Here is a 22,002-nt window from a genome sequence, read left to right on the forward strand (position 1 = left end):
CTTAATTTTGTAATTGAAAGGTCAATTAGTGACCTAAGCCTTTACTTGCACTTTTGTTTTCAATTAATTCAATTTTATAGCCATCAGGGTCTTCAACAAATGCGATAACAGTTGTTCCCCCTTTTACAGGGCCGGCTTCACGAGTAACATTACCACCTGCATTGCGGATATCATCACAAGTTTTTGCAACGTCATCGACACCTAGTGCAATATGACCATAAGCATTCCCCATATCGTATTGATCAACACCCCAATTATAGGTTAGCTCAATGACTGCGCCTTCGCTTTCATCACTATAACCAACAAAAGCAAGAGAATATTTATACTCAGTATTTTCACTGGTTCTTAACAGGCGCATGCCCAGTACTTTGGTGTAAAAATCGATTGAACGCTGCATATCTGTAACACGCAACATAGTATGAAGTAAGCGCATATTATAAACCTCTTAAAATTTCCAGAAAAAACCTGAATCGTTGTATTTATTAATATAACGTGTCTATATTGATAAATACAATGGTTGTAGTATATTTTTTAATCGAACGGCAGTGATGCTTATTTTCATAGTATATCATACATTTATTGTGTTTTTTCTTTTAAGGGGATACCTATATGGCTGAGCAACTCGAGTTCTTTGATATTCCAAGCCCTTGCCGTGGTATTTGCCAAGTAAATGAACAAGGTTACTGCCGAGGTTGTTATCGTACACGAGATGAGCGTTTTAACTGGTTAAAATTTTCTGATCCTGAAAAACGAAATATTATTCGATTATGCCGTCAACGGTACTTAAGGTCACTGAGTAAACAGGCGACTGCAAAAGATTTACCCGATCCCCAACAACAGCTTTTTTAAAGTGTTATACAAATGAATCTATTTTTATAATTCAATCAATTGTTTTGTTAATTAAAGTAACTAGTTCTTTTTTAATTATTTTATTTTAATTAATTCCGTTGTTTATCTTTCAATAAAATTTTATTTATTCAAAATAGCTATGGATTCTATAAAAACAACCATAAATAACATATTTTTAAGATTAACTATATACTTTTGTTTTTAAACCATTTATTTGGTATTGCTTTTTTTATTGTTAGTTGTAATTACTATAAGGGTTAAAATAGATAGATCCGAAAGGAGAGTAAGGCTATTCTTATTAATAAGATAATTGATAGGTTGCTTTATTAAGCCTACTAATTTGAAAAGGCATGAGTCGCAAGGTATTAGTTAGAGGTACATCGTCTCATGAAGAGTTTGTCATCACTATAAATAGGTATTTGTTGTCCTATGCATCAATAAAAAGTTGTAAATATAAAAGGAAATTAATATATAATTTAAAAATAATATGAGTCTGGTATATTTTTTAGACATTATAATTATATAAAGGAGGGTAAATTGGAATCACAAATTGGAACAGAATTATCACGTGTAGTCCGTATGTGGAGAGCATTAATCGATCATCGTTTAAAACCCCTTAAACTTACGCAAACACATTGGGTTACATTACATAATATTAGCCAGTTACCACCGGAACAATCGCAAATACAACTGGCTAAGGCAATAGGAATAGAACAACCATCACTAGTGAGAACCCTTGACCAATTAGAGGAAAAAAAACTCATTTCTAGGCATATATGTGCAAATGATAGGAGAGCTAAAAGAATAAAATTGACAGAAGAGTCTGAACCATTTATTAAGACAGTAGACCAAGTAATTAATAATACACGGCTAGAAATATTGAATAATATTAGTGAAGAAGAGCTTGAGCAACTGTCTCAGTTACTTCTTAAACTTGAAAGAAACATTATACAGTTACAGAATGACTCTTGAATTTGGTATAATTTAGCATGTGAATAAATATAACACCAACTATTATTATGGTGATTATTATAAAGACAATAATTATTCAAATTGATTTTAAATAAAATGATCTTTATAGATGGTAAATTATTTCTGTGAAATATATATTGTATTGCAGTTATTTTTGTAGTGTATGGTTTGAGTTAAAATAATTTCTTTAACATTATTCTGCAATCATTAGTTAGTGATGATACACGGCTTGTAGAATACTCAGCAATAAAACCTTCACTAAAAAATGATAACTTAAATAACTATTTCACATTGAATAATGAAATATCTATATGTATAACTAGAGGGATGACTAACTAGAATACTACACATGATATTAAAGATAAAAATATAGGGAAATAATTAATTAATAGAGGTTATTAATAACTAAATATTAGTTAATTAACACTAAGTATGTTCACCGACCAAGAGCCGGTGAACATATTTTAATTTAGAATAGTAAAGTTAGCGAGGAGATACAGTGACTGTATTGCCGCTATTTGCAATCATAACGCGTTGACCGTTACGGAAAGTGCTTGGGTCTTGTTTTTGAACAACCACGATATTTTTGCCGCTATCTAAGCGAATTTCTAACTGAACCCCTTGGCTTTTATTCAATGCGCCTTGTGCTTGCTGACCTGCTAAGCCACCTGCTATTGCGCCTGCTGCAGTTGCTAGTGTATTACCAGTACCACCACCAATAGTGTTACCTAATAAACCACCGAGCACAGCACCACCAATTGCGCCAATAACGTTACCATCTTCACCAGCTTGAATTGTCACAGGGCGGGCATTCAAAACGGTACCATAGGTTACAGTCTGTACCTGTTTCGCATCCTTGGCTGAAATAGTATCACCAGAAAGCGTACTGGTATTGACACAGCCTGATAACGCTGCAACTGCAACAACACCTACAAAAACTTTCTTAAGCATAATAACTCCTATGAGATTTGCTGTCTGTGGCACTAACATAGCATCGTATATTTGTTTTCACCATAAACACAACAATTATCAAAATAATGGTATTAAAAAGCGAAGGTTAGATTACTTATTTTGGTTTAAATAGAGTGTAAACACTAGGTAAAATATCTCAAATTCAGGATTATTTCACTGACAAAGGCACTGTTTGTTAAAGGGATGTCAAGTTATGAGTATGATTTCGCATCTATAGCTAAATAGAACGCCTTATCATCTTAGTCAAGACCCTGTAACTAGTGCTTGGTTTATAATTTTATTATGAACCATTGTAAACAAAAAGAGAAATCGTGATATTAAAAAGTGTCTTTTTTATTTAGTTTGTCTAGTTATTTTTAACTTAAAGGTGATTATTTATTATTCCTGCGAAGCTGCCCGAGAAATTGCATCGAATTGTTGACAAAAATCTTCATCAAAGCACAATCTTTTATAGTGATATTTAGTCAAGTTAATGTGCACACTGAAGGAACAAGCATAATGATTAAGTCCGGTCGTTACATAGGTGTCATGTCGGGAACGAGTTTAGACGGTGTTGATGTGGTGCTTGCAGCAATCAGTGATAAGTTTGTTGCTGAACAATCTAGTTTGAGTGTCACATTCCCAATTGAATTAAAGAAAAAAATTTTAAATATTTGCCAAGGGCAAACAACAACATTGTCAGAGGTTGGCAAAATTGATCGGCAGTTAGGGTCATTGTATGCAGATGCTATTAATCAGCTGTTGGTACAAACCAGTTTAACGTCTGAAGATATCATCGCTATTGGCTGCCATGGTCAAACTGTTTGGCATGAACCTGATGGCGAACAGCCTTTTACCATGCAATTAGGTGATAACAACAGAGTTGCCGCTTTAACGGGGATTACCACTGTTGGGGATTTTCGTCGTAGGGACATGGCATATGGCGGGCAAGGTGCACCATTGGTGCCTGCATTTCACCTTGCTGTATTAGGGCATCCTACTGAGAAACGCATTGTATTAAATATTGGTGGAATTGCGAATGTGACAGCTTTATTACCTGGTGCTTATGTTAAAGGCTACGATACAGGTCCTGGGAATATGTTAATGGATACATGGACTTGGCGTAATAAACAGAAAGCATATGATAAAGATGGTCAATGGGCGAGTAGTGGCAAGGTCGATAACACATTATTAAAATCCATGCTAAGCGACCCATATTTTAGACGCTCATCCCCTAAAAGCACAGGGCGTGAATATTTTAATATGCAATGGTTAGAGAAACACTTAGATAAGTTTCCATTAATTTCTGCTGAGGATGTTCAAGCAACGCTTTGTGAGCTGACGGCAACATCGATTACTGACCAAGTTTTATTATGTGGCGGCTGTGAGCGCTTAATTGTTTGTGGTGGTGGCGCAAAGAATCACTTTCTAATGCAGCGTTTAGCGGCTTTGTTACCGGGGATTGAGGTCGCTCCCAGTGATAAATTTGGGTTAAGTGGTGACGATATGGAAGCGTTAGCTTTTGCGTGGTTAGCGGCTCGAACTGTAGCCGGTTTATCAGGAAATCTTGCTTCTGTAACAGGGGCAAGTGAAGAAACTGTTCTCGGTGCGATATACCCTAAAAATATTGCTAAAAAATAACCGTATTAAGGATATAAAAATGAACGAGCTAGATGAAATAGACCTCGCATCGGTACGTCGTGAATACACAAAAGGTGGTTTAAGACGTAATGATTTAACACCAAACCCATTAACACTGTTTGAATTGTGGATGAAGCAAGCGTGCGAGGCTCGTTTAAGTGACCCAACAGCAATGTCGGTTGCTACAGTTGATGAAACAGGGCAGCCTTATCAACGTATTGTATTGTTAAAGCATTTTGATGATAACGGTTTAATTTTTTATACCAATTTAGGTAGTAGAAAGGCGCAACATTTAGAAAAAAATAACAAAATAAGTTTGCACTTTCCATGGTACCCGCTAGAGCGCCAAGTCAATTTTACGGGTGTCGCTGAGCGATTAAATCCAATTGAAGTTGTTAAGTATTTTCATAGTAGGCCTAAAGACAGCCAAATTGCTGCGTGGGCCTCTGCGCAATCATCTAAAATCTCTGCTCGAGGGATTTTAGAAGGCAAGTTTTTAGAGCTAAAACAAAAATTCAAAAATGGCGAGGTCCCATTACCCAGTTTTTGGGGTGGGTTCCGAGTGGTTTTTAATAGCGTTGAGTTTTGGCAAGGGGGCGCTCACCGCCTTCATGACCGCTTTTTATATCAACGCGAAGGGGATGGCTGGAAAATTGACAGATTAGCCCCTTAATTATAGTTTTTTAACTGGCACTTAATTGATATGCGCTTTATGCTATAGACTCATTTAATAAAATTGACAAATTAAACTGACGAGCTTTTGATATGAGTCTCAAAATCGTTGGTTTTTTAACCCTAAATAGATAGACAAAATTCAACCGATGGAGTCATTGATGTCTAGCAATAACCTGATTAAACAATTGCAAGAGCGGGGCCTCGTTGCCCAGGTAACGGATGAGGATGCGTTAGCAGAGAGACTGGCGCAAGGGCCTATCTCCCTCTATTGCGGCTTCGACCCTACCGCTGACAGCTTGCACTTGGGACATCTGGTTCCTTTGCTGTGTTTAAAACGATTCCAACTAGCCGGGCACAAGCCTGTGGCGTTGGTGGGTGGCGCAACGGGCCTAATTGGCGATCCGAGCTTTAAAGCTACTGAACGTAAATTAAACACCACAGAAACCGTTCAAGAGTGGGTAGAAAAAATACGCAACCAAGTATCACCATTTTTAAGTTTTGATTGTGGTGATAACAGCGCACGCCTTGCTAACAATTATGATTGGTTTGGTAAAATGGATGTGCTGACATTCTTACGTGATATTGGTAAACATTTCTCTGTTAACCAAATGATCAACCGTGAATCTGTTAAGCAACGTTTAAACCGTGATGATGTAGGGATCTCGTTCACCGAGTTTGCTTATAACCTGCTACAGGGTTATGACTTTGCCAATATGAATAAAGAGATGGGTGTTGAACTGCAAATTGGGGGTTCAGACCAATGGGGTAACATTACCTCCGGTATCGACTTAACTCGTCGCTTACATCAAAATCAAGTGTTTGGTATGACAGTTCCTCTAATTACAAAAGCGGACGGTACTAAATTTGGTAAAACCGAGGGTGGTGCAGTATGGTTAGATTCTAAGAAAACTAGCCAATATAAATTCTATCAATTCTGGATTAACACCGCTGATGCTGACGTTTATCGTTTCTTAAAATTCTTCACTTTTATGGAATTAGAAGAAATTCAAGCATTGGAAGAAGAAGATAAAAATAGCGGTAAAGCACCTCGTGCTCAATATGTTTTAGCTGAGTTAGTGACTAAACTGGTGCATGGTGAAAGCGGGTTAGCCGCAGCAAAACGTATTACTGATAGTTTGTTCTCAGGTGCGGTATCTGATTTAACAGAAGCTGATTTTGAGCAATTAGCACAAGACGGCATGCCTTGTATTACACTAGATGCGGGAGCTGACTTACAACAAGCTCTAGTTGATTCAGAATTAACGCCATCTCGTGGACAAGCAAGAACTGCAATCAGTTCTAATGCAGTATCCATTAACGGTCAAAAACAAACAGACCCTATGTATGTATTTAGTGATGCAGACCGTTTATTTGGTCGTTATACTTTAATCCGTCGTGGTAAGAAAAACGACTGTTTAATTAATTGGAAATAGCTCTGACTAACCTTTGTAATATTAGCCTGGGGTTCCCCAGGCTATACTCGTCATATTTCAATTTGCATAGGTGTTGATTGTGTCCAGTTAGCCGAGTATAGAGTCAAGTATACTCATAGGGCTTTCTTCTCTTGTCGCCTCCATGCAACTCGAATTATTTGGAGTATATTCATATTAGCAATGGCGAATCACTGATTTCTCTTCATTCGACATAACAATTCTTTGGGTTCTTAATGAAAAGCGTATTATCAATTCAATCCCATGTTGTTTTCGGCCATGCAGGAAACAGTGCCGCTGCATTTCCTATGTGCCGAATGGGCGTAGATGTGTGGCCACTTAATACCGTACAATTTTCGAATCACACGCAATATCCACAGTGGACAGGGAATGTTTTTTCAGCTCAGCACTTAACCGATATCGTTGAAGGCTTAGCAAAAATCCATAAATTAGAAGTTTGTGATGCGGTTTTAAGTGGTTATATCGGTTCCGCAGAGCAAGGGGATGATATCCTTGCGATTGTACAAAAAGTTAAAGCGGCAAATCCACAAGCACTTTATTTTTGTGACCCTGTCATGGGGCATCCTGAAAAAGGCTGTATCGTTGCACCAGGTGTTGCGGAGTTTCTTTGTCACCGTGCATTAGCAGTAAGCGATGTCATCGCCCCAAATCTACTTGAGTTAGAAACTTTAGTTGGTAGAAGTATTAAAACAGTAGATGAAGCAGCACAAGCCGCTCGTGAATTATGTCACAAAGGGCCGAAAATTGTGCTGGTGAAGCATTTAAGCCGAGCAGGCTATCGGGCTGATCGTTTTGAAATGATCTTAGTGACGGCAGAGCATAGCTGGCATGTGAGTCGTCCACTTGTAGATTTTGGTGAAAAACAACCAGTAGGCGTCGGTGACTTAACGAGTGGTTTAATGTTAGTCAATTTATTGAAAGGGGAGCCTCTTGATAAAGGGCTTGAGCATGTTGCAGCCGCAGTATACGAAGTGATGATAAAAACCAAAGAAATGGGTGAATACGAATTACAACTGGTTGCAGCCCAAGACAAAATGGTCAATCCTGAACATAAATTCTGTGCGACGCAGTTAGATTAAATTTAATGAGTTAATAAAATAGATAGCGCCCGTTGGTTGAGCGCTATCTTACGGATTAAATCAGTCCTTCAGCTTTTAATGCATCTTGGACATTAGGGCGTTTGGCAATTTTAGCCATGTAATCTTGTAGGTGGGTTAGGCTAGCTAAATCCAGCCCGACATGTTTCGCCCAACCACTAACGGTAAATAAATAAGCATCGGCAACACTAAAGCTATCACCAGCAAAGAAAGCCTGTTTTGATAGTACGTTGTCGACATATTTAAACTTATTAAATAATATGCCACGAGCGGTGTCTTTATATTCTTCTGGTGTACCGGGGGTAAATAACGGCGAGAAATTTTTATGTAATTCTGTCGAAATAAAATTAAGGGCTTCGAGTTGGTGATAACGTTTCATCGACCCTGGTAGTGCGATTAGGTTACGATCAGGTTTTTGATCAGCAATATATTGAACAATAACAGCACCTTCTGTTAACTGCTCACCATTATCTAGCACTAAAGTTGGAACTTGTCCTTTAGGGTTTATTGCTAAATAATCCTCGCCTTTCTCTGTTTTTTTCTCTTTGATATTAACTCGTTCAATACTGAAGTCTAATCCAGTCTCACGCAGAATAATATGAGGGGACAGCGAGCAAGCACCGGGAGCGTAATACAATTTCATGATAAAACTCCTAAGTTATTAAATGGGCATTCATATAGCAAATAAACACATATCACTTAAGTATATCATTACTTTCTGTTAACGAATTGCCATCAGGTGCGAGATACATACAAAAATTAAAATTTAAACAAAAATAGGGCCCAAGAGTAAAAATGAGAATGTTAAGGTAAAAGAAAAAAAGCCATAAAATTAAGATAGTTGCCTTAGGTGTATTCGCTATGCTTTGCTAAAATCTACAGCTTACTTTGTATATAAAAATACAGTCGCACAATTGAAATTAGCGAGTAAATAAATGACCAACGGGTGTCAAAAATTAAATATCTTAGGGAAGCTAGATAAAATTTTGATGGCGCACACGCCAAATAATAGCCAAGGGATTAAACGTTTTATTTTAGAGTTCTGGTTCTTTGGTCTCATCAATGCACGTTCTTGTTTATTTGCTGGTTTTTTCTTTTTGGCCTTATTTTTAGTGCCAGCGAAAGGGGTAATGGGGCTTCCTCGCTATGATGCCCTATTAATTTTTGCCGTCACATTTCAAGCTTTATTGGTATGGTCAAAACTAGAAACATGGGATGAATTAAAAGCAATCTGTGTTTTTCATTTAGTCGGTTTTATGATGGAGTTATTTAAAACCTCTGCAACTATTGGTTCATGGCAATACCCCGATGAGGCTTATTCCAAGCTTTGGGGCGTTCCTTTGTTTACTGGTTTTATGTATGCGGCGGTAGGGAGCTATATCATTCAGTCTTGGCGGTTTTTTAACGTTAGAATTGAACATTACCCACCTTATTGGATGGCGACACTTGTTGCTCTTGCCATTTATGTGAATTTTTTTAGCCACCATTATATTGATGATTACCGTTGGTATTTGACAGCTTTTATTTTTGGCTTGTATGCACGTAGTGTCGTTTTTTATACCCCATTAGATAAAGAACGCAGAATGCCTTTATTACTAGCTTTTATGTTGATTGGTTTTTTTATTTGGTTAGCTGAAAACTTTGGGACATTTTTTGGTGTTTGGCAATACCCAAACCAAATTGGTGCTTGGTCAATGGTGCATGCGGGCAAATGGGGAGCATGGTCACTGTTAGTGATTGTTACCTTCACAATTGTTGTACATCTCAAACATATTAAGGCAAATGTGACAATCTCACGCTAATAGCATAAATAGCGGCATTAATTATGATAAATCTTGCCGCCATGCATCGATAGATAAAGGCTCACCAAAATGGCTTTCAATTAGGCGGCGAGTGACATCATGCAGAGGGGCGGCTAAAACTTCAGCAGTATTGCCTCGCTCGACAACTTCTCCTTTATCCATCACTAGCATTTTATCGCTAATATGTTTCATCATGCCTAAATGTTGGGTGACATAAATAAAAGCAATATCTTGCTTTGCTTGTAAATCCAACATTAAATTAATGATTTGCGAACGCATCGACATATCTAAAGAAGCCAATGCTTCATCCGCAACAATAATTTCCGGCTGTAGGATAAGTGCTCTAGCCAATGCGATGCGTTGTTTCTGCCCTGATGCTAACATATGAGGGTAATATTCTGCATGGTCAGCAAGTAAACCCACTTGGCGAAGTGTTTGAATTATACGCCTTTCACGCTCAATTCCTGTTAAATCAGTGTTTAGCTTTAAAGGAAGCTCAAGGGTCTGGCCAATACGCTGCCTTGGGTTTAATGAGGTGCTGGGGTCTTGGAATATCATGCGAACCCGTTGACAACGGTAACTGTAATCACCAAATTTGAGGTGCTGCCCACGGATAAAAATATCGCCACTAGTGGGCTCGACAACACCTGATAACATACGTGCAAGTGTCGACTTCCCTGAACCGTTGGCGCCAATAATGGCTAAGGTTTGGCCCGCTTGTAAGTTAAAACTGACAGGTTTTACGGCTTGTAACTCATGGCGATGAAATAGCCCTTCACGGAAACGGAAAGTCTTAGTGAGGTTACGTACTTCAAGTAAGGTTTCCATTATGGCTGTTCCTCGGTGTTTAACGGATAGTGACAAGCAACGAGATGGCCTTTAATACTACGTAATTGAGGCGCAATGATACAAGTACGCTGCGCATAAGGGCAACGTGGACCAAGGCGGCAACCAATAGGCAAATGTTCCAGTGAAGGAATTGCACCGGGTAAGGTATTCAACCGCCCTTTGTGAGGAATTGGGCTTTCAAAATCAGGAATTGAACGAATTAGGGCTTGTGTATATGGGTGCCGTGGGCGCTGTAACATATCTTCAGGAGTCGCACTTTCAACGGTTTGACCACAATAAAGTACATTAATACGGTCAACTAATTTTGACATCATTTCCAAATCATGGCTAATCAGTAGAATACCCATGTTATTGTTTTGATTTAACTTATCAAGTAAACGAAATATTTGAGCTTGCGTGGTGGACTCCATTGCGTTGGTCGGCTCATCCGCAATCAATAAACGGGGTTGGTTAGCAATGGCGATAGCTATCATCACTTTTTGGCATTCACCGTCAGTGAGTTCATAGGGATAGCTACGCATAATATCTTTATGGTCTTTAATACCAACCCGGTGTAATAACTCTATCGCTCGGCGTTTTCGCCAATTAAAGCGTTGCCACCAACGGCCCTTATAGGTCCAACTGGGAATAGATTGAATTAGCTGTTTACCAATATCTGCCGCAGGGTCGAGACAAGACTGGGGCTCTTGAAATATCATTGAAATATTATGGCCAATTAACCGGCGGCGTTTACGAGGACTGAGTTTTAATAAGTCGATATCTTGAAAACGAAAGCGGTCGGCTGTTACCCTAATATTATCTTTAGTTACCCCACAAATTGCTTTGGCGATTAGGCTCTTACCTGAACCTGATTCGCCGACTAAACCGCGTATTTCACCTTCAGATAGAGTCATGGATACACGGTCAACCGCTTTAACAGGGCCATTCGCCGTCATAAATTCGATGGTTAAATTGCGGATGTCTAATAGTGGCATTATTCAACTCCCGCATTAATCGCTCGGTGTAACCCATCGCCTAAAAGGTTAACAAAGAGCACGCTTATCATGATAGCAATACCAGGAAGGATCACGGTCCAAGGTGCAACATAGATAAGTTCTAAAGTATCACCAAGCATTGCCCCCCATTCAGAGGAAGGGAGTTGTGCACCTAAATCAAGAAAGCCTAAAGCGGCAATGTCTAATATGGCAATTGATAGCGCGCGAGTCAGCTCAGTAACCAAAATTGGTGTGATGTTAGGAAGTACGGTATACCATAAAATAAAAATATTTGACGCCCCATCAAGGCGTGCGGCGACAATATATTCTTTATCTAATTCATCATGCACTGCAACATAAATAGTTCTCACCATTCGAGGAATCAATGCAAGACAAATAGCTAGCATAGCATTTTGCAAACTAGCCCCCATAAATGCCACAACAATAATGGCTAATAATAATGAGGGAATAGACAATAGGGTATCAAGTATATGGTTAAACACTGCGGATTTTAATCCACGAGTCATTCCGGCTAAACAACCTAAAACCAACCCGATAATTGTCGCAATGAAGGTCACTAAAATAGCAGAGCCAAAAGTTGATTTAGTACCGATTAATAGCCGGCTAAGAATATCGCGACCAAGATCGTCAGTCCCGAAGAAGAATGCGACCTCACCGTAGTGCGACCAAGAGGGTGGTGTTAATTGATAACCTAAAAACTGTTGATCTAATGCGTAAGGAGCAAGATAAGAACCTGTAAAGCATAGAGCCAACAAAATTAGGACGCCAATAAACCCCACCATTGAAATAACATCTGATGAAAATAAATTCCATACCACACGTGTTGGGGATGGCATTTTTTGTTCACGATAAAAATTATCTGAGGACATACCAATCCTTATGCTTTAATGGGTCCATCATAGCGCCTAAAATATCAGAAAGTACATTTACTGTAATGACTAATGCACCGATTAGCATTACCCCGGCTGAAATCGCCGAATAGTCTTCTTGACGGATCGCAGTGACTAACCAACGGCCAAGCCCCGGCCAGTTAAAGACTAGCTCGGTTACCATTGTGAGAGTTAGCATTGTTGAGAACTGTAACCCAAGTTTAGGGATGATAGGTGGAATAGCATTGTGAAAAATATGGCGCTGAATAATTTTAATTCTTGAGAGGCCGCGGATAGCTGCGGCTTTTATATAGTTTTCACTAGCAATTTCTTCGGTACTGTTCCTCACCAAACGTATAACTTCTGTCGTGGGAGCGAGTGCTAGGGTTAGCACTGGCAGCATCATATGCTCAAGTACGTTAATTATCATATCCTTACGATAGGGCGAATCTGAAAGCCATGCATCAATTAAAGCAAACCCTGTCACCGGTTTAAGATTATATAAAAGGTCAATACGACCAGAGACGGGGAGCCACCCAAGATGTAATGAGAAGAATAAAGTTAAAACAAGCGCTAGTACAAAGACAGGCACAGAAAAGCCCAATAAAGCAAAAATACTGATAACAATATCGGCAGGTTTGTTACGCCAAAAAGCCGCTATAATTCCAAGCGGGATCCCTGTGGTTAATGCAAAGATAAAGGCTAAAATACACAGCTCCATTGTTGCAGGGAAGGTATCTTTTAGCTGTTCGGTTATGGGCTCACCATTGATACTAGAAACACCAAAATCAAAATGAAGTAAACCATCGAAATAGAAAATATAAGCATCAATGAGTGACGCACCACTTAACGGCGCGTTAGGTGTAAAATAACTTAAGCTAAAGCTCACTAATGATAAAAAGAATACGGTAACTAGTAGCAATAAAAAACGACGCAGAGAATAAATTATCATGGTTGCGAACTCGGCTTTTTAGGTGCAACTTTAATTTTTTGCTCCATTTCACGATACACCCCAGCAAAGGATGTGTTACCAAAGGCACTGATCATTAAGCCCTTAATATCATAACGATATGCTTGTAAACGTAAAGAATAGGCTAGGGGTAAAACGGGAAGTTCTTCCCCTAAAATTTGCTGCGCTTGATGGTAATAATCGATACGAGCAGCGAGTTGTTGTGTCAGCAATGCTTTATGCAAAATCTCATCAAATGAAGGGTTGCACCAGTGGCTCAAGTTGGTCTGTGAACCTATTGCTGCACAGCTAAGCAAAGGACGAAAGAAACTGTCAGGGTCATTACTGTCTGTTGTCCATCCTGCGAGTGTCATATCATGAGACCTATCCATTAATTGGTTTTCTTGAAAGCGGCCTTCAACAGAACGGATATTCATAATAACTCCGACTTGTGCTAAATCAGCTTGGATAAGCTCAGCCATTTTCAATGGGCTGGGGTTGTATGATTGTGAAGCAATTGGCACCCATAAGTCTAACTTGAGGTTTTCTAACCCCATTTCTTGTAGCATTTGCTTTGAGAGTTCTGGATTGTAATCTGTTATTTTGGCTTGGTTATCATATGCCCACGAAGCCCTAGGTAGGATTGATGCCGCTGTTTCAGCGGTACCATAATAAATAGACTGCATTAGCCTTTCATTATTGATCGCATAAGCAATAGCTTGGCGTACTTTTAGCTTATCTAATGGCGGTTTACTGGTATTAAATGATAAATAAGCGATATTCATACCCGAGCGCATGGAAATCCGTAAGCGTGGGTCATCACGTAACACTTTTAGTTGGCTTGCCGCGGGGTAAGCTAAAACGTCGCATTCCCCTGTGAGTAATTTTGAAATACGCCCAGTTCCACCGGCACCCATATCGACGACGACTTCTTCCATACGAGGTTGACCTTTCCAATATTGGTCATTTCTAAGTAAACGAACAAATTGCCCAGCTTGGTAGTCATCTAAATTAAATGGCCCTGTGCCAACAGGACGCCAGTCAATCAACTCTTGGCGGTTAATACTCGAAAGGTAGTCTGCATATTCAGCCGACAGGATAGGGGCATAGTGAGTCGCTAAGTGCCATAAGAAGGAGGCATCCGGTGAGTTCAAACGGAACTCAACCGTATAGTTATTAATTTTTTGTATACTTTGTACGCTACTCGCAAATTGCAAACTATCAAAATAAGGGTAACGGCCACCATTAATATAATGGTAAGGATGATTTACCTCAAACATACGGGCGAAGCTAAACACAACGTCATTTGCATTCATGTTGCGGGTCGGTGAAAACCAAGGCGTATTTTGGAATTTTACGTCTTTACGTAGGTGTAAACGGTAAGTTGCGCCGTTATCAAGAACCTCCCAACGTGATGCCAGTTCGGGAATTAAACGATAGGTAAAAGGGTCGACATCTAATAGGCGGTCATAAATTTGTGCGCCAAGAGGGTCGACAATGAGCCCACTGCTGACCAACTGAGGGTTAAATGTTGTGACGATGCCATTTACACAATAAATAAAACCTTTTTGGCGTATATCAGCTGGGACCTCGTTTGCCACGATGTCTGGGTAATGCCCTTGGTTAGCAAGTGCACGGGCAGATAAAGAAATGATAAGTAAAAACCAAAAAGTTAGTTGGCGCATAACACTGATATCGTTAACCTGAATGAGCCTATTGTAGCGTAAAAATAGGGGCTCTGGGTATAAGCAAAATTTTAATCAAAAAAATAGGAATGAATAGGCGTAATTAATGGAGTAAACCTAATAATCTAACTTTAAATTATTAGGTTTATCATTGAACTATGTCTTAATGAGAAAAAATCTCATTAAAAAGCTTTACAAACGACATTGATAACGATTATCATTCGTTTTGTCGATTAAGCAAACGCTTATGTAGACAAGGCATGACATTGCTCACATTGCTTCCAGTGTTTTATTTGATAGCCAGCATGGGTGCTGGCTTTTTTTTATCCAAACATAAGCAGTCAATTGGCACAGACGGCAGTAATAAAAAGCGAATTTATTCTAAACCAACATATTTTAAATCATCTTTTGTCACTTTGCCTTGAAGGGTACACAAAAAGCGAACGACACCTCTTTGCTCATCCTTTTCAATAATCAGCATTTTTTCAGCGGCATTCTTGTCAAGGTTGTAACGTTGAGCTGCATTTTCGTTAAATACCCAGTGATCTTGTAAATTATGCCTAATCATGGGGGAATATATATAACTATTACCAATCTTGATAATGCTAATCCTTGATGTAGTATGGCGGATCACTTCTTCAAGGCTTTGTGTTGTTTCGAACCCCCAAAAATAATACTGTCCACGCATTCCCATATAAGAAAAGTCATCATATTTGTCAAAATCACTATGACTAGCAATAAAACGGTTAAAAGTGACTTTATTTGTCGGGGAAAAATTGATATTGACAGAAATTTGCTTACCATCACTAAGCTGTGATTTATTTAAAATGTCAGAGACATCTTGTAAGGCAGGGCTTTCTTTAATTTTCTCAAAAAAGGATGAGTCACAATAAGAAAAAGTTCTCATTAATGACTCAGCATTGGTGATAGGAGATAAAGCTAGAATAAAAAATGTTACAGCTAAAATGTTTATATTTTTCATAATAGTCTCCTTTTAGTAAATAAAGTTATGGTCTAGAGATATCACATAAATACATTTCGCACAGTAGATAAATATGACAATTTGTAAAATAAAGAAATAATTTAATTTATTAAAGAGTGTTCTGAGAATAGTAAAAAATTATAATGATAAGAATGCAGGGTATAACATTGGCATAATCATTATGTTAATAATTAACTTATTGTGCGAGAAGATTTACCCAATAAAATTGTATAAAATACTTAGTTAAGATAACCTTAATTTTTTATCTCATTGAAAATAATTGCAGATTAATTAATTTAAGGCAAGTTGATAAATATTGAACCTTATCTAATTGATATGCTTAAATTTAAACTCGGGGTTTGGTTTTTTGCTTTTATTTAGAAAAAATAATATATATGTATTTAAAATTTAAATATTATTAGGTGTTATCGCGTATTAGGTAATAAAGGTTGAGGCCAATTTTTTGAAATATTTGGCAATAAAAATACAGTTAATAAGGAAGATAATAATGTCTAAATTTAAAGCCGTGTTCAAATAACCATAATGTCACTTGAACACTATTTATTATTAGGGCTCTAATTTAATCTGATGTTTTTTAATCAAACCACGTAGTTGGTCATAACTTAATGAAAGTAATTTTGCAGCTTTACGTTGGTTAAAATGGCTTATTTCAAGTGCTTGCTCTAACAACCTTTTCTCAGATGTTTGTTGCCATTGGCGCAAGTCACAAGGTAACGAGGGCAATGTTGAGGAAGAAGGAGACACAGATTGTTGAGCAGGTAATGACTCATGTAATTCTGTGAGTCGCTCTCCAAAGGGGTTAAAAATAATATTGTTGACAGGCTCTGCACGGTCACCATGACGGTATACGGAGCGCTCTATGACATTTTTCAATTCACGTACATTACCAGGCCAAGGGTATTGTTGTAGTGTTTGTTGGGCATCATGAGTAAAACCAGTAAAATGTGAACGTTTTAGTTCTCCACACATTAAAATGGCGAAATGCTCTGCTAGTAGTAAAATATCTGGTTGGCGTTCACGCAAAGGTGGTATGCGGATTACATCAAAAGCAAGTCTGTCTAAGAGGTCTGCTCGAAATCGACCTTGTTTCGCCAGTTCTGGTAAATTCGCATTAGTAGCACAAATTAAACGAACATCAACATGTAATGATTGGCTTCCTCCCACTCGTTCTAATTCACCATATTCAATTACTCGTAATAATTTTTCTTGTACTGACATTGGGGCTGTGGCTAATTCGTCCAGAAAAAGTGACCCTTTATCAGCGCGTTCAAAGCGGCCTTGATGGCGTTTTTGTGCGCCTGTAAAAGACCCTGCCTCATGTCCGAATAATTCAGAATCCAGTAAATTCTCATTGAGTCCACTGCAATTGAGAGAGATAAAAGCTTCTTGCCATCGAGGGGATAAGTAATGAAGCCTATCGGCGATAAGCTCTTTACCTGTACCTCGTTCACCAATAACCAGTATAGGTTTACTCAGTTGAGCGAGGTCGGAGGTTTGTTCTAGTACGTCTAAAAAATTACTTGAAATACCAAGGATCGGGTCATTAGTCTCTTTCATGGTTATTTTTACCAATAGTTGGTTTAAAATGCCTATTTTTTACTATAGGCTAAAATGAAATAAAAGGGAAAGCATATAATTATTTACTTAAAAATCATTTGGATATAAATAAATTTTAAAGTTGGCACGCTAGTTGCAATATTTTCTTCGCAAATAGTTTGGTATAACGAATTAATTGTATGACTTACGGAGCGTCAGGTATTGGTTGGAAGCCAAATCAGGTCGAGGCGCTACAGAATGATAAAATCCATCAAGAGGAAATAAATAATGGGTATTTTTTCACGTTTTGCCGATATCATTAATGCAAACATCGCTTCTTTGTTAGACAAAGCTGAAGATCCGCAAAAAATGATCCGCCTGATGATTCAGGAAATGGAAGATATGTTGGTTGAAATTCGCTCAACATCTGCACGTACTCTAGCAGAAAAAAAAGGGCTAGAACGCCGTATTGAAATGGGTGAAAAGCAAGTTGCTGATTGGCAAGAAAAAGCAGAATTAGCACTCGTTAAAGATAAAGAAGATTTAGCGCGTGCTGCATTGATTGAAAAACAAAAAGTTAGTGACATGGTAGATACATTAAAACATGAGCTAATTATTGTTGGTGAAACATTAGCCCGTTTGAAAGGCGAAATTACTGAATTGGAAAATAAACTGCAGGAAACGCGTGCTAAGCAGCAGTCCATGGTAGTTCGTATGGAAGCTGCGCAATCAAGCCGTAATGTTCGCCGTCAGTTGGATAGCGGCAAGCTTGATGAAGCTATGGCGCGTTTCGAACAGTTTGAACGCCGTATCGACCATATGGAAGGCGAAGCCCAAAGTTATGGTATTGGCAAACAAAAATCACTGGACCAACAGTTTGCTGAATTGAAAGCAGACGATGAAATTAGTGCGCAATTAGCTGCACTTAAAGCTAAAATAAACAAAGAGCAATAACAGTATTTTTGATGCACTGATGCGTTGGTAACATCGTATCAGTGCTGTAGACAAGCAAACCATATGTATAAGGAAATGTGATGGGCTACGTTTTTCTGTCTCTCGGATTAATAATTTTTCTCATTTTTATTTTGCCTATTTGGCTGTGGTTACACTACAGCAAAAAGAATAATGGGCAAGGGAGTCAGCTAACCGAAAATGAAATACAGCGTTTAATGCAATTGGCTGAACAGGCATCACATATGCAGCAACGTATTAAAACGCTTGAAGACATTTTGGATGCAGAGCACCCAAATTGGAGGCAAAAATAATGACTCAATTTCGCGGCCGTAAGCTGTACCGTTTAACGGATAGACGTGTGTTCGGTGGTGTATGTTCGGGTATTGCAGAATACTTGGAACTTCCGGTTGCTTTGGTTAGGGCATTGGCTGTACTGGCTTTATTTGTCAGTTTCGGAATTACATTAATTTTGTATATTGTTATGTGCTTTGTTGTTGAAACCGCGCCAAGTGGTTATCGCTCAGAGCAAGATATTGGGCCTGAAGTGAGTAGCCTAATAAACCAAATAGATACACAGTTAAAATCAGGTGAAATGAAGCTACGCCAGATTGAAAGATATGTAACTTCAGATACTTATACTGTTAATAGTAAATTTCGTGATCTATAACATTTCGCATTGTCATCACACGATAAGGGGTTAGGTATTGATGCCGAATCCCTTTTGTTTTCAACGTGTCAGTGAGCGCAGTATGTCAAATCAAACCAATCCTCGATTAAAAAAATTCGCTAAACAACTAATATTGAAGAGAGGAGTTAAATTTATTTTATTGTTATTGATGACTTATGGCCCTGCGGGTGTCATCGGGAAAATAATTAAGCTGTTGAGCAGTAAGTGGCTAATAAATGCGTTAATTAAGAGGTTAACCTAATTCAATTTGTTGTTTTATGCTAAATTAATAAGGGTATTATCTATCTAACCACCAGTGTTGTTGGTGAAATTGATTTATATTTAAAGGATAAGTCTTCGGAGGAGCATGAAACGGCTGCAAAATGAATTAACTGATTTGATGAACCGGAGTGTTGACCGTCATGTCAGGCTAGCAGTAACCGGGCTTAGCCGTAGTGGTAAGACGGCATTTATCACCTCGTTAGTTAATCAATTATTGAATGTTAATACTGGTGCCCGGTTACCATTATTTTCCGCTGCAAGGGACAAACGATTATTGGGTGTTAAACGCGTTCCTCACCGTGATTTATCGGTACCACGTTTTGCGTACGATGAAGGGATCGCTTCACTCTATGGTCAACCTCCACAATGGCCAACGCCGACTCGAGGCGTGAGTGAAATCCGCTTAAAATTACATTATCGTTCAGAAGATTCTTTCCTTCGCCATTTTGTTGATAATTCTTCGCTATATTTGGAAATAGTTGATTACCCAGGTGAATGGCTATTGGATCTTCCTATGCTGGATTTGCATTATTTGGCTTGGTCAGAGCAAATGCATACTTTAGTCAAAGGGGAACGAGCTCATTTAGCGCAATCATGGCTGACTTTGTGTGAGAAATGTGACCCATTAGCGCCTGTCGATGAGAATTTATTGGCTGAAATTTCAGAAGCGTATACACAATATTTATTAGAATGTAAGGCCCAAGGGCAACATTTTATTCAGCCTGGTCGTTTTGTATTACCTGCGGAATTGGCTGAGGCTCCAGCGTTGCAATTTTTCCCTTGGCCAAATGTTGCAAAATATGGGGAGAAAAAGCTCGCCCAAGCAGGTAAGAATACGAATATTGGCGCGTTACAACAGCGTTATCAATATTATTGTGAGCACGTAGTAAAAGGGTTTTATCGGGAGCATTTTCAACGCTTTGATCGGCAAATTGTTTTAGTTGATTGCTTGCAACCGTTAAACAGTGGGGCTGATGCATTTAATGATATGAGAATGGCGCTGACCCAATTGATGCGCAGCTTTCAATATGGGAAACGGACATTATTAAGACGCTTATTTTCTCCTTGTATTGATAAATTACTGTTTGCTGCCAGTAAGTCCGATCATGTTACCCCTGATCAACATGCAAATTTAGTGGCGCTTTTACAACAATTAGTTCAAGAAGCTTGGCAACACGCCGCATTTGAAGGGATAAGCATGGATTGTGTTGGGTTAGCGTCGATACAGGCCACAGAAAGCGGTCTTGTGGATTATAAAGGCGAGAAACTACCCGCTTTAAAAGGCGAGCGCTTAAGTGATGGTTTGCCGTTGACTTTTTATCCAGGGGAAGTGCCAAAACGGCTGCCAAATGAGCAATTCTGGCAACGGCAAGGTTTCCAGTTTGAAAACTTTAGGCCACGATTTACACCTATTGACCAACCATTGCCCCATATCCGTATGGATAGCGCGCTAGAATTTCTGTTGGGAGATAAACTAAAATGAATGAACCTCTAAAACAACGTCTTGATTTTGCTGATAGCCTTGAAAAAGAAAATGAAGAAAAGCTGAAAAAGGCACATTTTTTTGATGAGCAAGAGCTTGAAAAATTTACGCCTATCTCTTTGGAATTAGAACAAGATAACCAAGAAGGTGAGGTAGAAAGCCTAATTAACGAAGCATTAAAACCTAAAAGAAGTTTTTGGCGTAAGTTAGTCGGAACCGCAGTGGGGGTTTTTGCTGTCAGTGTGGTCGCTCAATTAGGTATTTGGATACACCAGTCATGGGTTACTCAGGATTGGACGGCCCTAGGTACTGCGGCAGCAGGGGGCTTGATTATTATTGCCGGTGTAGGGTCAATTGCGGGAGAATGGCGGCGCTTGTACCGCTTAAGAGAGCGGGCGCAAGAACGGGATTTTGCGCGAGAACTTTTACACAGCCATGGCATGGGGCAAGGGAAGCCTTTTTGTGAAAAACTGGCCAAACAATCGGCATTATCGGCACAACACCCCGCACTGCAACGTTGGCAGGCAACTATCCATGATTCTCATAATGACCGAGAAATCGTAGAATTATACAGCAGAATGGTTCAACCTATTTTGGATGAACAAGCACGCAAAGAAATTAGTCGTTGCTCGGCAGAGTCGGCAATCATGATCGCGGTTAGCCCATTAGCGATTGTCGATATGGCTTTCATTGCATGGCGTAACATTCGTTTAATCAACCGAATCGCTGCAATTTATGGCATAGAATTGGGCTATTATAGCCGTATTAGGTTGTTTCGTATGGTGTTAATCAATATTGCATTCGCTGGAGCATCTGAATTGATCCGTGAGGTCGGTATGGATTGGCTGTCACAGGATATCACCGCGCGTTTATCGACACGTGCCGCACAAGGTATCGGTGCAGGCTTGCTAACCGCTCGCCTTGGTATCAAAGCGATGGAGCTATGCCGGCCATTGCCTTGGATTGAAGACAAACCAAGGTTAGCTGATTTTCGTCATCAACTTATTGGTCAATTAAAGAATGTTATTCCCAGTAAGAAAAATAAATCATAAATAGAGAATAATTGGCAGGGGGAGTTGACAGTTTTGACTCACCCTGCAGCATTATTTGTCAATTAATAGTTTTATTGCTATTCCAACACACAAAAAAAAGCCTAAAATAGTGATATTGTCTGAGTATTCACGTTAACATTACAGGCTGTCAACAATATGTGACACAAACACTGTATTCCCCTAGTATTTAACGCTAAAATACCTTTATTCAATCGACTTTTCTGATAAAGGTTTCTATCC

22 protein-coding genes are annotated in these 22,002 nt (G+C 38.9%); 12 read left to right on the forward strand and 10 right to left on the reverse strand.

Annotated elements, in window-relative coordinates:
- Window positions 1-25: 25 nt before the first annotated feature.
- Complete coding sequence (gloA, locus tag P3L56_RS08985; RefSeq protein WP_004910442.1) at window positions 26-433, reverse strand: lactoylglutathione lyase; 408 nt, start codon at window positions 431-433, stop codon at window positions 26-28.
- A gap of 176 nt (window positions 434-609) precedes the next feature.
- Between gloA and P3L56_RS08990 the strand changes: the two genes are divergently transcribed.
- Entirely contained in the window at window positions 610-849 is a 240-nt protein-coding gene (locus P3L56_RS08990; RefSeq protein ID WP_042844023.1) for a DUF1289 domain-containing protein, read from the forward strand.
- 537 nt (window positions 850-1,386) lie between these two features.
- Window positions 1,387-1,821, forward strand: coding sequence for a transcriptional regulator SlyA (gene slyA, locus P3L56_RS08995; RefSeq protein WP_042844021.1), 435 nt, complete (start codon window positions 1,387-1,389; stop codon window positions 1,819-1,821).
- Between the two features lie 483 nt (window positions 1,822-2,304).
- Here the strand turns inward: slyA and P3L56_RS09000 are convergent, their stop codons facing one another.
- Window positions 2,305-2,772: a glycine zipper 2TM domain-containing protein gene (locus P3L56_RS09000; RefSeq protein ID WP_042844020.1), complete on the reverse strand. Its 468-nt coding sequence runs from the start codon at window positions 2,770-2,772 to the stop codon at window positions 2,305-2,307.
- Between the two features lie 519 nt (window positions 2,773-3,291).
- On the opposite strand from P3L56_RS09000, the gene anmK reads away from it, so the two are divergent.
- The 4 genes from anmK to pdxY all read left to right on the forward strand — a co-directional run bounded on the left by anmK (window position 3,292) and on the right by pdxY (window position 7,618).
- Entirely contained in the window at window positions 3,292-4,413 is a 1,122-nt protein-coding gene (gene anmK / locus P3L56_RS09005) for an anhydro-N-acetylmuramic acid kinase (protein WP_042844019.1), read from the forward strand.
- Window positions 4,414-4,432: 19 nt separating this feature from the next.
- Window positions 4,433-5,086 (forward strand): pyridoxamine 5'-phosphate oxidase, encoded by a 654-nt coding sequence (gene pdxH / locus P3L56_RS09010; protein ID WP_042844017.1) that lies wholly within the window; start codon window positions 4,433-4,435, stop codon window positions 5,084-5,086.
- A 160-nt stretch (window positions 5,087-5,246) separates the two neighbouring features.
- The gene (gene tyrS, locus P3L56_RS09015; protein WP_042844016.1) at window positions 5,247-6,521 is read left to right on the forward strand and encodes a tyrosine--tRNA ligase; all 1,275 of its coding nucleotides are present in this window, start codon (window positions 5,247-5,249) and stop codon (window positions 6,519-6,521) included.
- Window positions 6,522-6,754: 233 nt separating this feature from the next.
- On the forward strand, window positions 6,755-7,618 hold the full coding sequence (gene pdxY, locus P3L56_RS09020; protein WP_129465839.1) for a pyridoxal kinase PdxY: 864 nt from the start codon (window positions 6,755-6,757) through the stop codon (window positions 7,616-7,618).
- A 55-nt stretch (window positions 7,619-7,673) separates the two neighbouring features.
- On the opposite strand, the gene gstA is transcribed toward pdxY, so the two are convergent.
- Window positions 7,674-8,279 (reverse strand): glutathione transferase GstA, encoded by a 606-nt coding sequence (gene gstA / locus P3L56_RS09025; protein WP_042844014.1) that lies wholly within the window; start codon window positions 8,277-8,279, stop codon window positions 7,674-7,676.
- A 292-nt stretch (window positions 8,280-8,571) separates the two neighbouring features.
- Between gstA and P3L56_RS09030 the strand changes: the two genes are divergently transcribed.
- A complete protein-coding gene (locus tag P3L56_RS09030; RefSeq protein ID WP_042844013.1) occupies window positions 8,572-9,438 on the forward strand; it encodes a DUF817 domain-containing protein in 867 nt (288 codons plus the stop codon).
- 21 nt (window positions 9,439-9,459) lie between these two features.
- On the opposite strand, the gene sapF is transcribed toward P3L56_RS09030, so the two are convergent.
- The 7 genes from sapF to pspF form a co-directional block, all read right to left on the reverse strand.
- Window positions 9,460-10,266, reverse strand: a complete 807-nt coding sequence (gene sapF / locus P3L56_RS09035) for a putrescine export ABC transporter ATP-binding protein SapF (RefSeq protein WP_042844012.1) — start codon at window positions 10,264-10,266, stop codon at window positions 9,460-9,462.
- Window positions 10,266-11,261, reverse strand: a complete 996-nt coding sequence (gene sapD / locus P3L56_RS09040) for a putrescine export ABC transporter ATP-binding protein SapD (protein WP_042844011.1) — start codon at window positions 11,259-11,261, stop codon at window positions 10,266-10,268. The genes sapF and sapD overlap by 1 nt, the downstream gene beginning before the upstream one ends.
- Window positions 11,261-12,151, reverse strand: a complete 891-nt coding sequence (gene sapC, locus P3L56_RS09045) for a putrescine export ABC transporter permease SapC (protein ID WP_042844010.1) — start codon at window positions 12,149-12,151, stop codon at window positions 11,261-11,263. The genes sapD and sapC overlap by 1 nt, the downstream gene beginning before the upstream one ends.
- Window positions 12,138-13,103 carry a putrescine export ABC transporter permease SapB gene (gene sapB / locus P3L56_RS09050; protein ID WP_042844008.1) on the reverse strand — a complete coding sequence of 322 codons (966 nt, stop codon included), beginning with the start codon at window positions 13,101-13,103 and terminating at the stop codon, window positions 12,138-12,140. The genes sapC and sapB overlap by 14 nt, the downstream gene beginning before the upstream one ends.
- A complete protein-coding gene (gene sapA / locus P3L56_RS09055) occupies window positions 13,100-14,785 on the reverse strand; it encodes an ABC transporter substrate-binding protein SapA (RefSeq protein ID WP_048607026.1) in 1,686 nt (561 codons plus the stop codon). Before sapA ends, sapB begins: the two co-directional genes overlap by 4 nt.
- A gap of 376 nt (window positions 14,786-15,161) precedes the next feature.
- On the reverse strand, window positions 15,162-15,767 hold the full coding sequence (locus P3L56_RS09060) for a hypothetical protein (protein ID WP_042844006.1): 606 nt from the start codon (window positions 15,765-15,767) through the stop codon (window positions 15,162-15,164).
- A gap of 567 nt (window positions 15,768-16,334) precedes the next feature.
- Window positions 16,335-17,345 (reverse strand): phage shock protein operon transcriptional activator, encoded by a 1,011-nt coding sequence (gene pspF, locus P3L56_RS09065; protein ID WP_210831745.1) that lies wholly within the window; start codon window positions 17,343-17,345, stop codon window positions 16,335-16,337.
- A 267-nt stretch (window positions 17,346-17,612) separates the two neighbouring features.
- On the opposite strand from pspF, the gene pspA reads away from it, so the two are divergent.
- From pspA to P3L56_RS09090, 5 genes are all read left to right on the forward strand, one after another.
- Window positions 17,613-18,278, forward strand: a complete 666-nt coding sequence (pspA, locus tag P3L56_RS09070; RefSeq protein WP_042844004.1) for a phage shock protein PspA — start codon at window positions 17,613-17,615, stop codon at window positions 18,276-18,278.
- An 80-nt stretch (window positions 18,279-18,358) separates the two neighbouring features.
- Entirely contained in the window at window positions 18,359-18,589 is a 231-nt protein-coding gene (gene pspB / locus P3L56_RS09075; RefSeq protein WP_042844003.1) for an envelope stress response membrane protein PspB, read from the forward strand.
- The gene (gene pspC, locus P3L56_RS09080) at window positions 18,589-18,945 is read left to right on the forward strand and encodes an envelope stress response membrane protein PspC (protein WP_042844002.1); all 357 of its coding nucleotides are present in this window, start codon (window positions 18,589-18,591) and stop codon (window positions 18,943-18,945) included. Before pspB ends, pspC begins: the two co-directional genes overlap by 1 nt.
- Window positions 18,946-19,312: 367 nt before the next feature.
- Window positions 19,313-20,710 carry a YcjX family protein gene (locus P3L56_RS09085; protein ID WP_198861330.1) on the forward strand — a complete coding sequence of 466 codons (1,398 nt, stop codon included), beginning with the start codon at window positions 19,313-19,315 and terminating at the stop codon, window positions 20,708-20,710.
- Entirely contained in the window at window positions 20,707-21,762 is a 1,056-nt protein-coding gene (locus P3L56_RS09090) for a YcjF family protein (RefSeq protein ID WP_042843999.1), read from the forward strand. The genes P3L56_RS09085 and P3L56_RS09090 overlap by 4 nt, the downstream gene beginning before the upstream one ends.
- Window positions 21,763-22,002 lie beyond the last annotated feature (240 nt).

The organism is Providencia sp. PROV024, assembly GCF_032709665.1.
In the GTDB taxonomy this organism is placed as follows: Bacteria; Pseudomonadota; Gammaproteobacteria; order Enterobacterales; family Enterobacteriaceae; genus Providencia; species Providencia huashanensis.

What these genes read in the sequence shown, in the direction of transcription:
- P3L56_RS09090 (WP_042843999.1), top strand. Translation starts at nt 20,707, where the DNA reads ATGAATGAACCTCTAAAACAACGTCTTGATTTTGCTGATAGCCTTGAA.
- pdxH (WP_042844017.1), top strand. Translation starts at nt 4,433, where the DNA reads ATGAACGAGCTAGATGAAATAGACCTCGCATCGGTACGTCGTGAATAC.
- sapA (WP_048607026.1), bottom strand. Translation starts at nt 14,785, where the DNA reads ATGCGCCAACTAACTTTTTGGTTTTTACTTATCATTTCTTTATCTGCC.
- pdxY (WP_129465839.1), top strand. Translation starts at nt 6,755, where the DNA reads ATGAAAAGCGTATTATCAATTCAATCCCATGTTGTTTTCGGCCATGCA.
- P3L56_RS08990 (WP_042844023.1), top strand. Translation starts at nt 610, where the DNA reads ATGGCTGAGCAACTCGAGTTCTTTGATATTCCAAGCCCTTGCCGTGGT.
- anmK (WP_042844019.1), top strand. Translation starts at nt 3,292, where the DNA reads ATGATTAAGTCCGGTCGTTACATAGGTGTCATGTCGGGAACGAGTTTA.
- sapC (WP_042844010.1), bottom strand. Translation starts at nt 12,151, where the DNA reads ATGTCCTCAGATAATTTTTATCGTGAACAAAAAATGCCATCCCCAACA.
- pspB (WP_042844003.1), top strand. Translation starts at nt 18,359, where the DNA reads ATGGGCTACGTTTTTCTGTCTCTCGGATTAATAATTTTTCTCATTTTT.
- gstA (WP_042844014.1), bottom strand. Translation starts at nt 8,279, where the DNA reads ATGAAATTGTATTACGCTCCCGGTGCTTGCTCGCTGTCCCCTCATATT.
- P3L56_RS09085 (WP_198861330.1), top strand. Translation starts at nt 19,313, where the DNA reads ATGAAACGGCTGCAAAATGAATTAACTGATTTGATGAACCGGAGTGTT.
- tyrS (WP_042844016.1), top strand. Translation starts at nt 5,247, where the DNA reads ATGTCTAGCAATAACCTGATTAAACAATTGCAAGAGCGGGGCCTCGTT.
- sapD (WP_042844011.1), bottom strand. Translation starts at nt 11,261, where the DNA reads ATGCCACTATTAGACATCCGCAATTTAACCATCGAATTTATGACGGCG.
- pspC (WP_042844002.1), top strand. Translation starts at nt 18,589, where the DNA reads ATGACTCAATTTCGCGGCCGTAAGCTGTACCGTTTAACGGATAGACGT.
- sapB (WP_042844008.1), bottom strand. Translation starts at nt 13,103, where the DNA reads ATGATAATTTATTCTCTGCGTCGTTTTTTATTGCTACTAGTTACCGTA.
- P3L56_RS09030 (WP_042844013.1), top strand. Translation starts at nt 8,572, where the DNA reads ATGACCAACGGGTGTCAAAAATTAAATATCTTAGGGAAGCTAGATAAA.
- P3L56_RS09060 (WP_042844006.1), bottom strand. Translation starts at nt 15,767, where the DNA reads ATGAAAAATATAAACATTTTAGCTGTAACATTTTTTATTCTAGCTTTA.
- sapF (WP_042844012.1), bottom strand. Translation starts at nt 10,266, where the DNA reads ATGGAAACCTTACTTGAAGTACGTAACCTCACTAAGACTTTCCGTTTC.
- gloA (WP_004910442.1), bottom strand. Translation starts at nt 433, where the DNA reads ATGCGCTTACTTCATACTATGTTGCGTGTTACAGATATGCAGCGTTCA.
- pspF (WP_210831745.1), bottom strand. Translation starts at nt 17,345, where the DNA reads ATGAAAGAGACTAATGACCCGATCCTTGGTATTTCAAGTAATTTTTTA.
- P3L56_RS09000 (WP_042844020.1), bottom strand. Translation starts at nt 2,772, where the DNA reads ATGCTTAAGAAAGTTTTTGTAGGTGTTGTTGCAGTTGCAGCGTTATCA.
- pspA (WP_042844004.1), top strand. Translation starts at nt 17,613, where the DNA reads ATGGGTATTTTTTCACGTTTTGCCGATATCATTAATGCAAACATCGCT.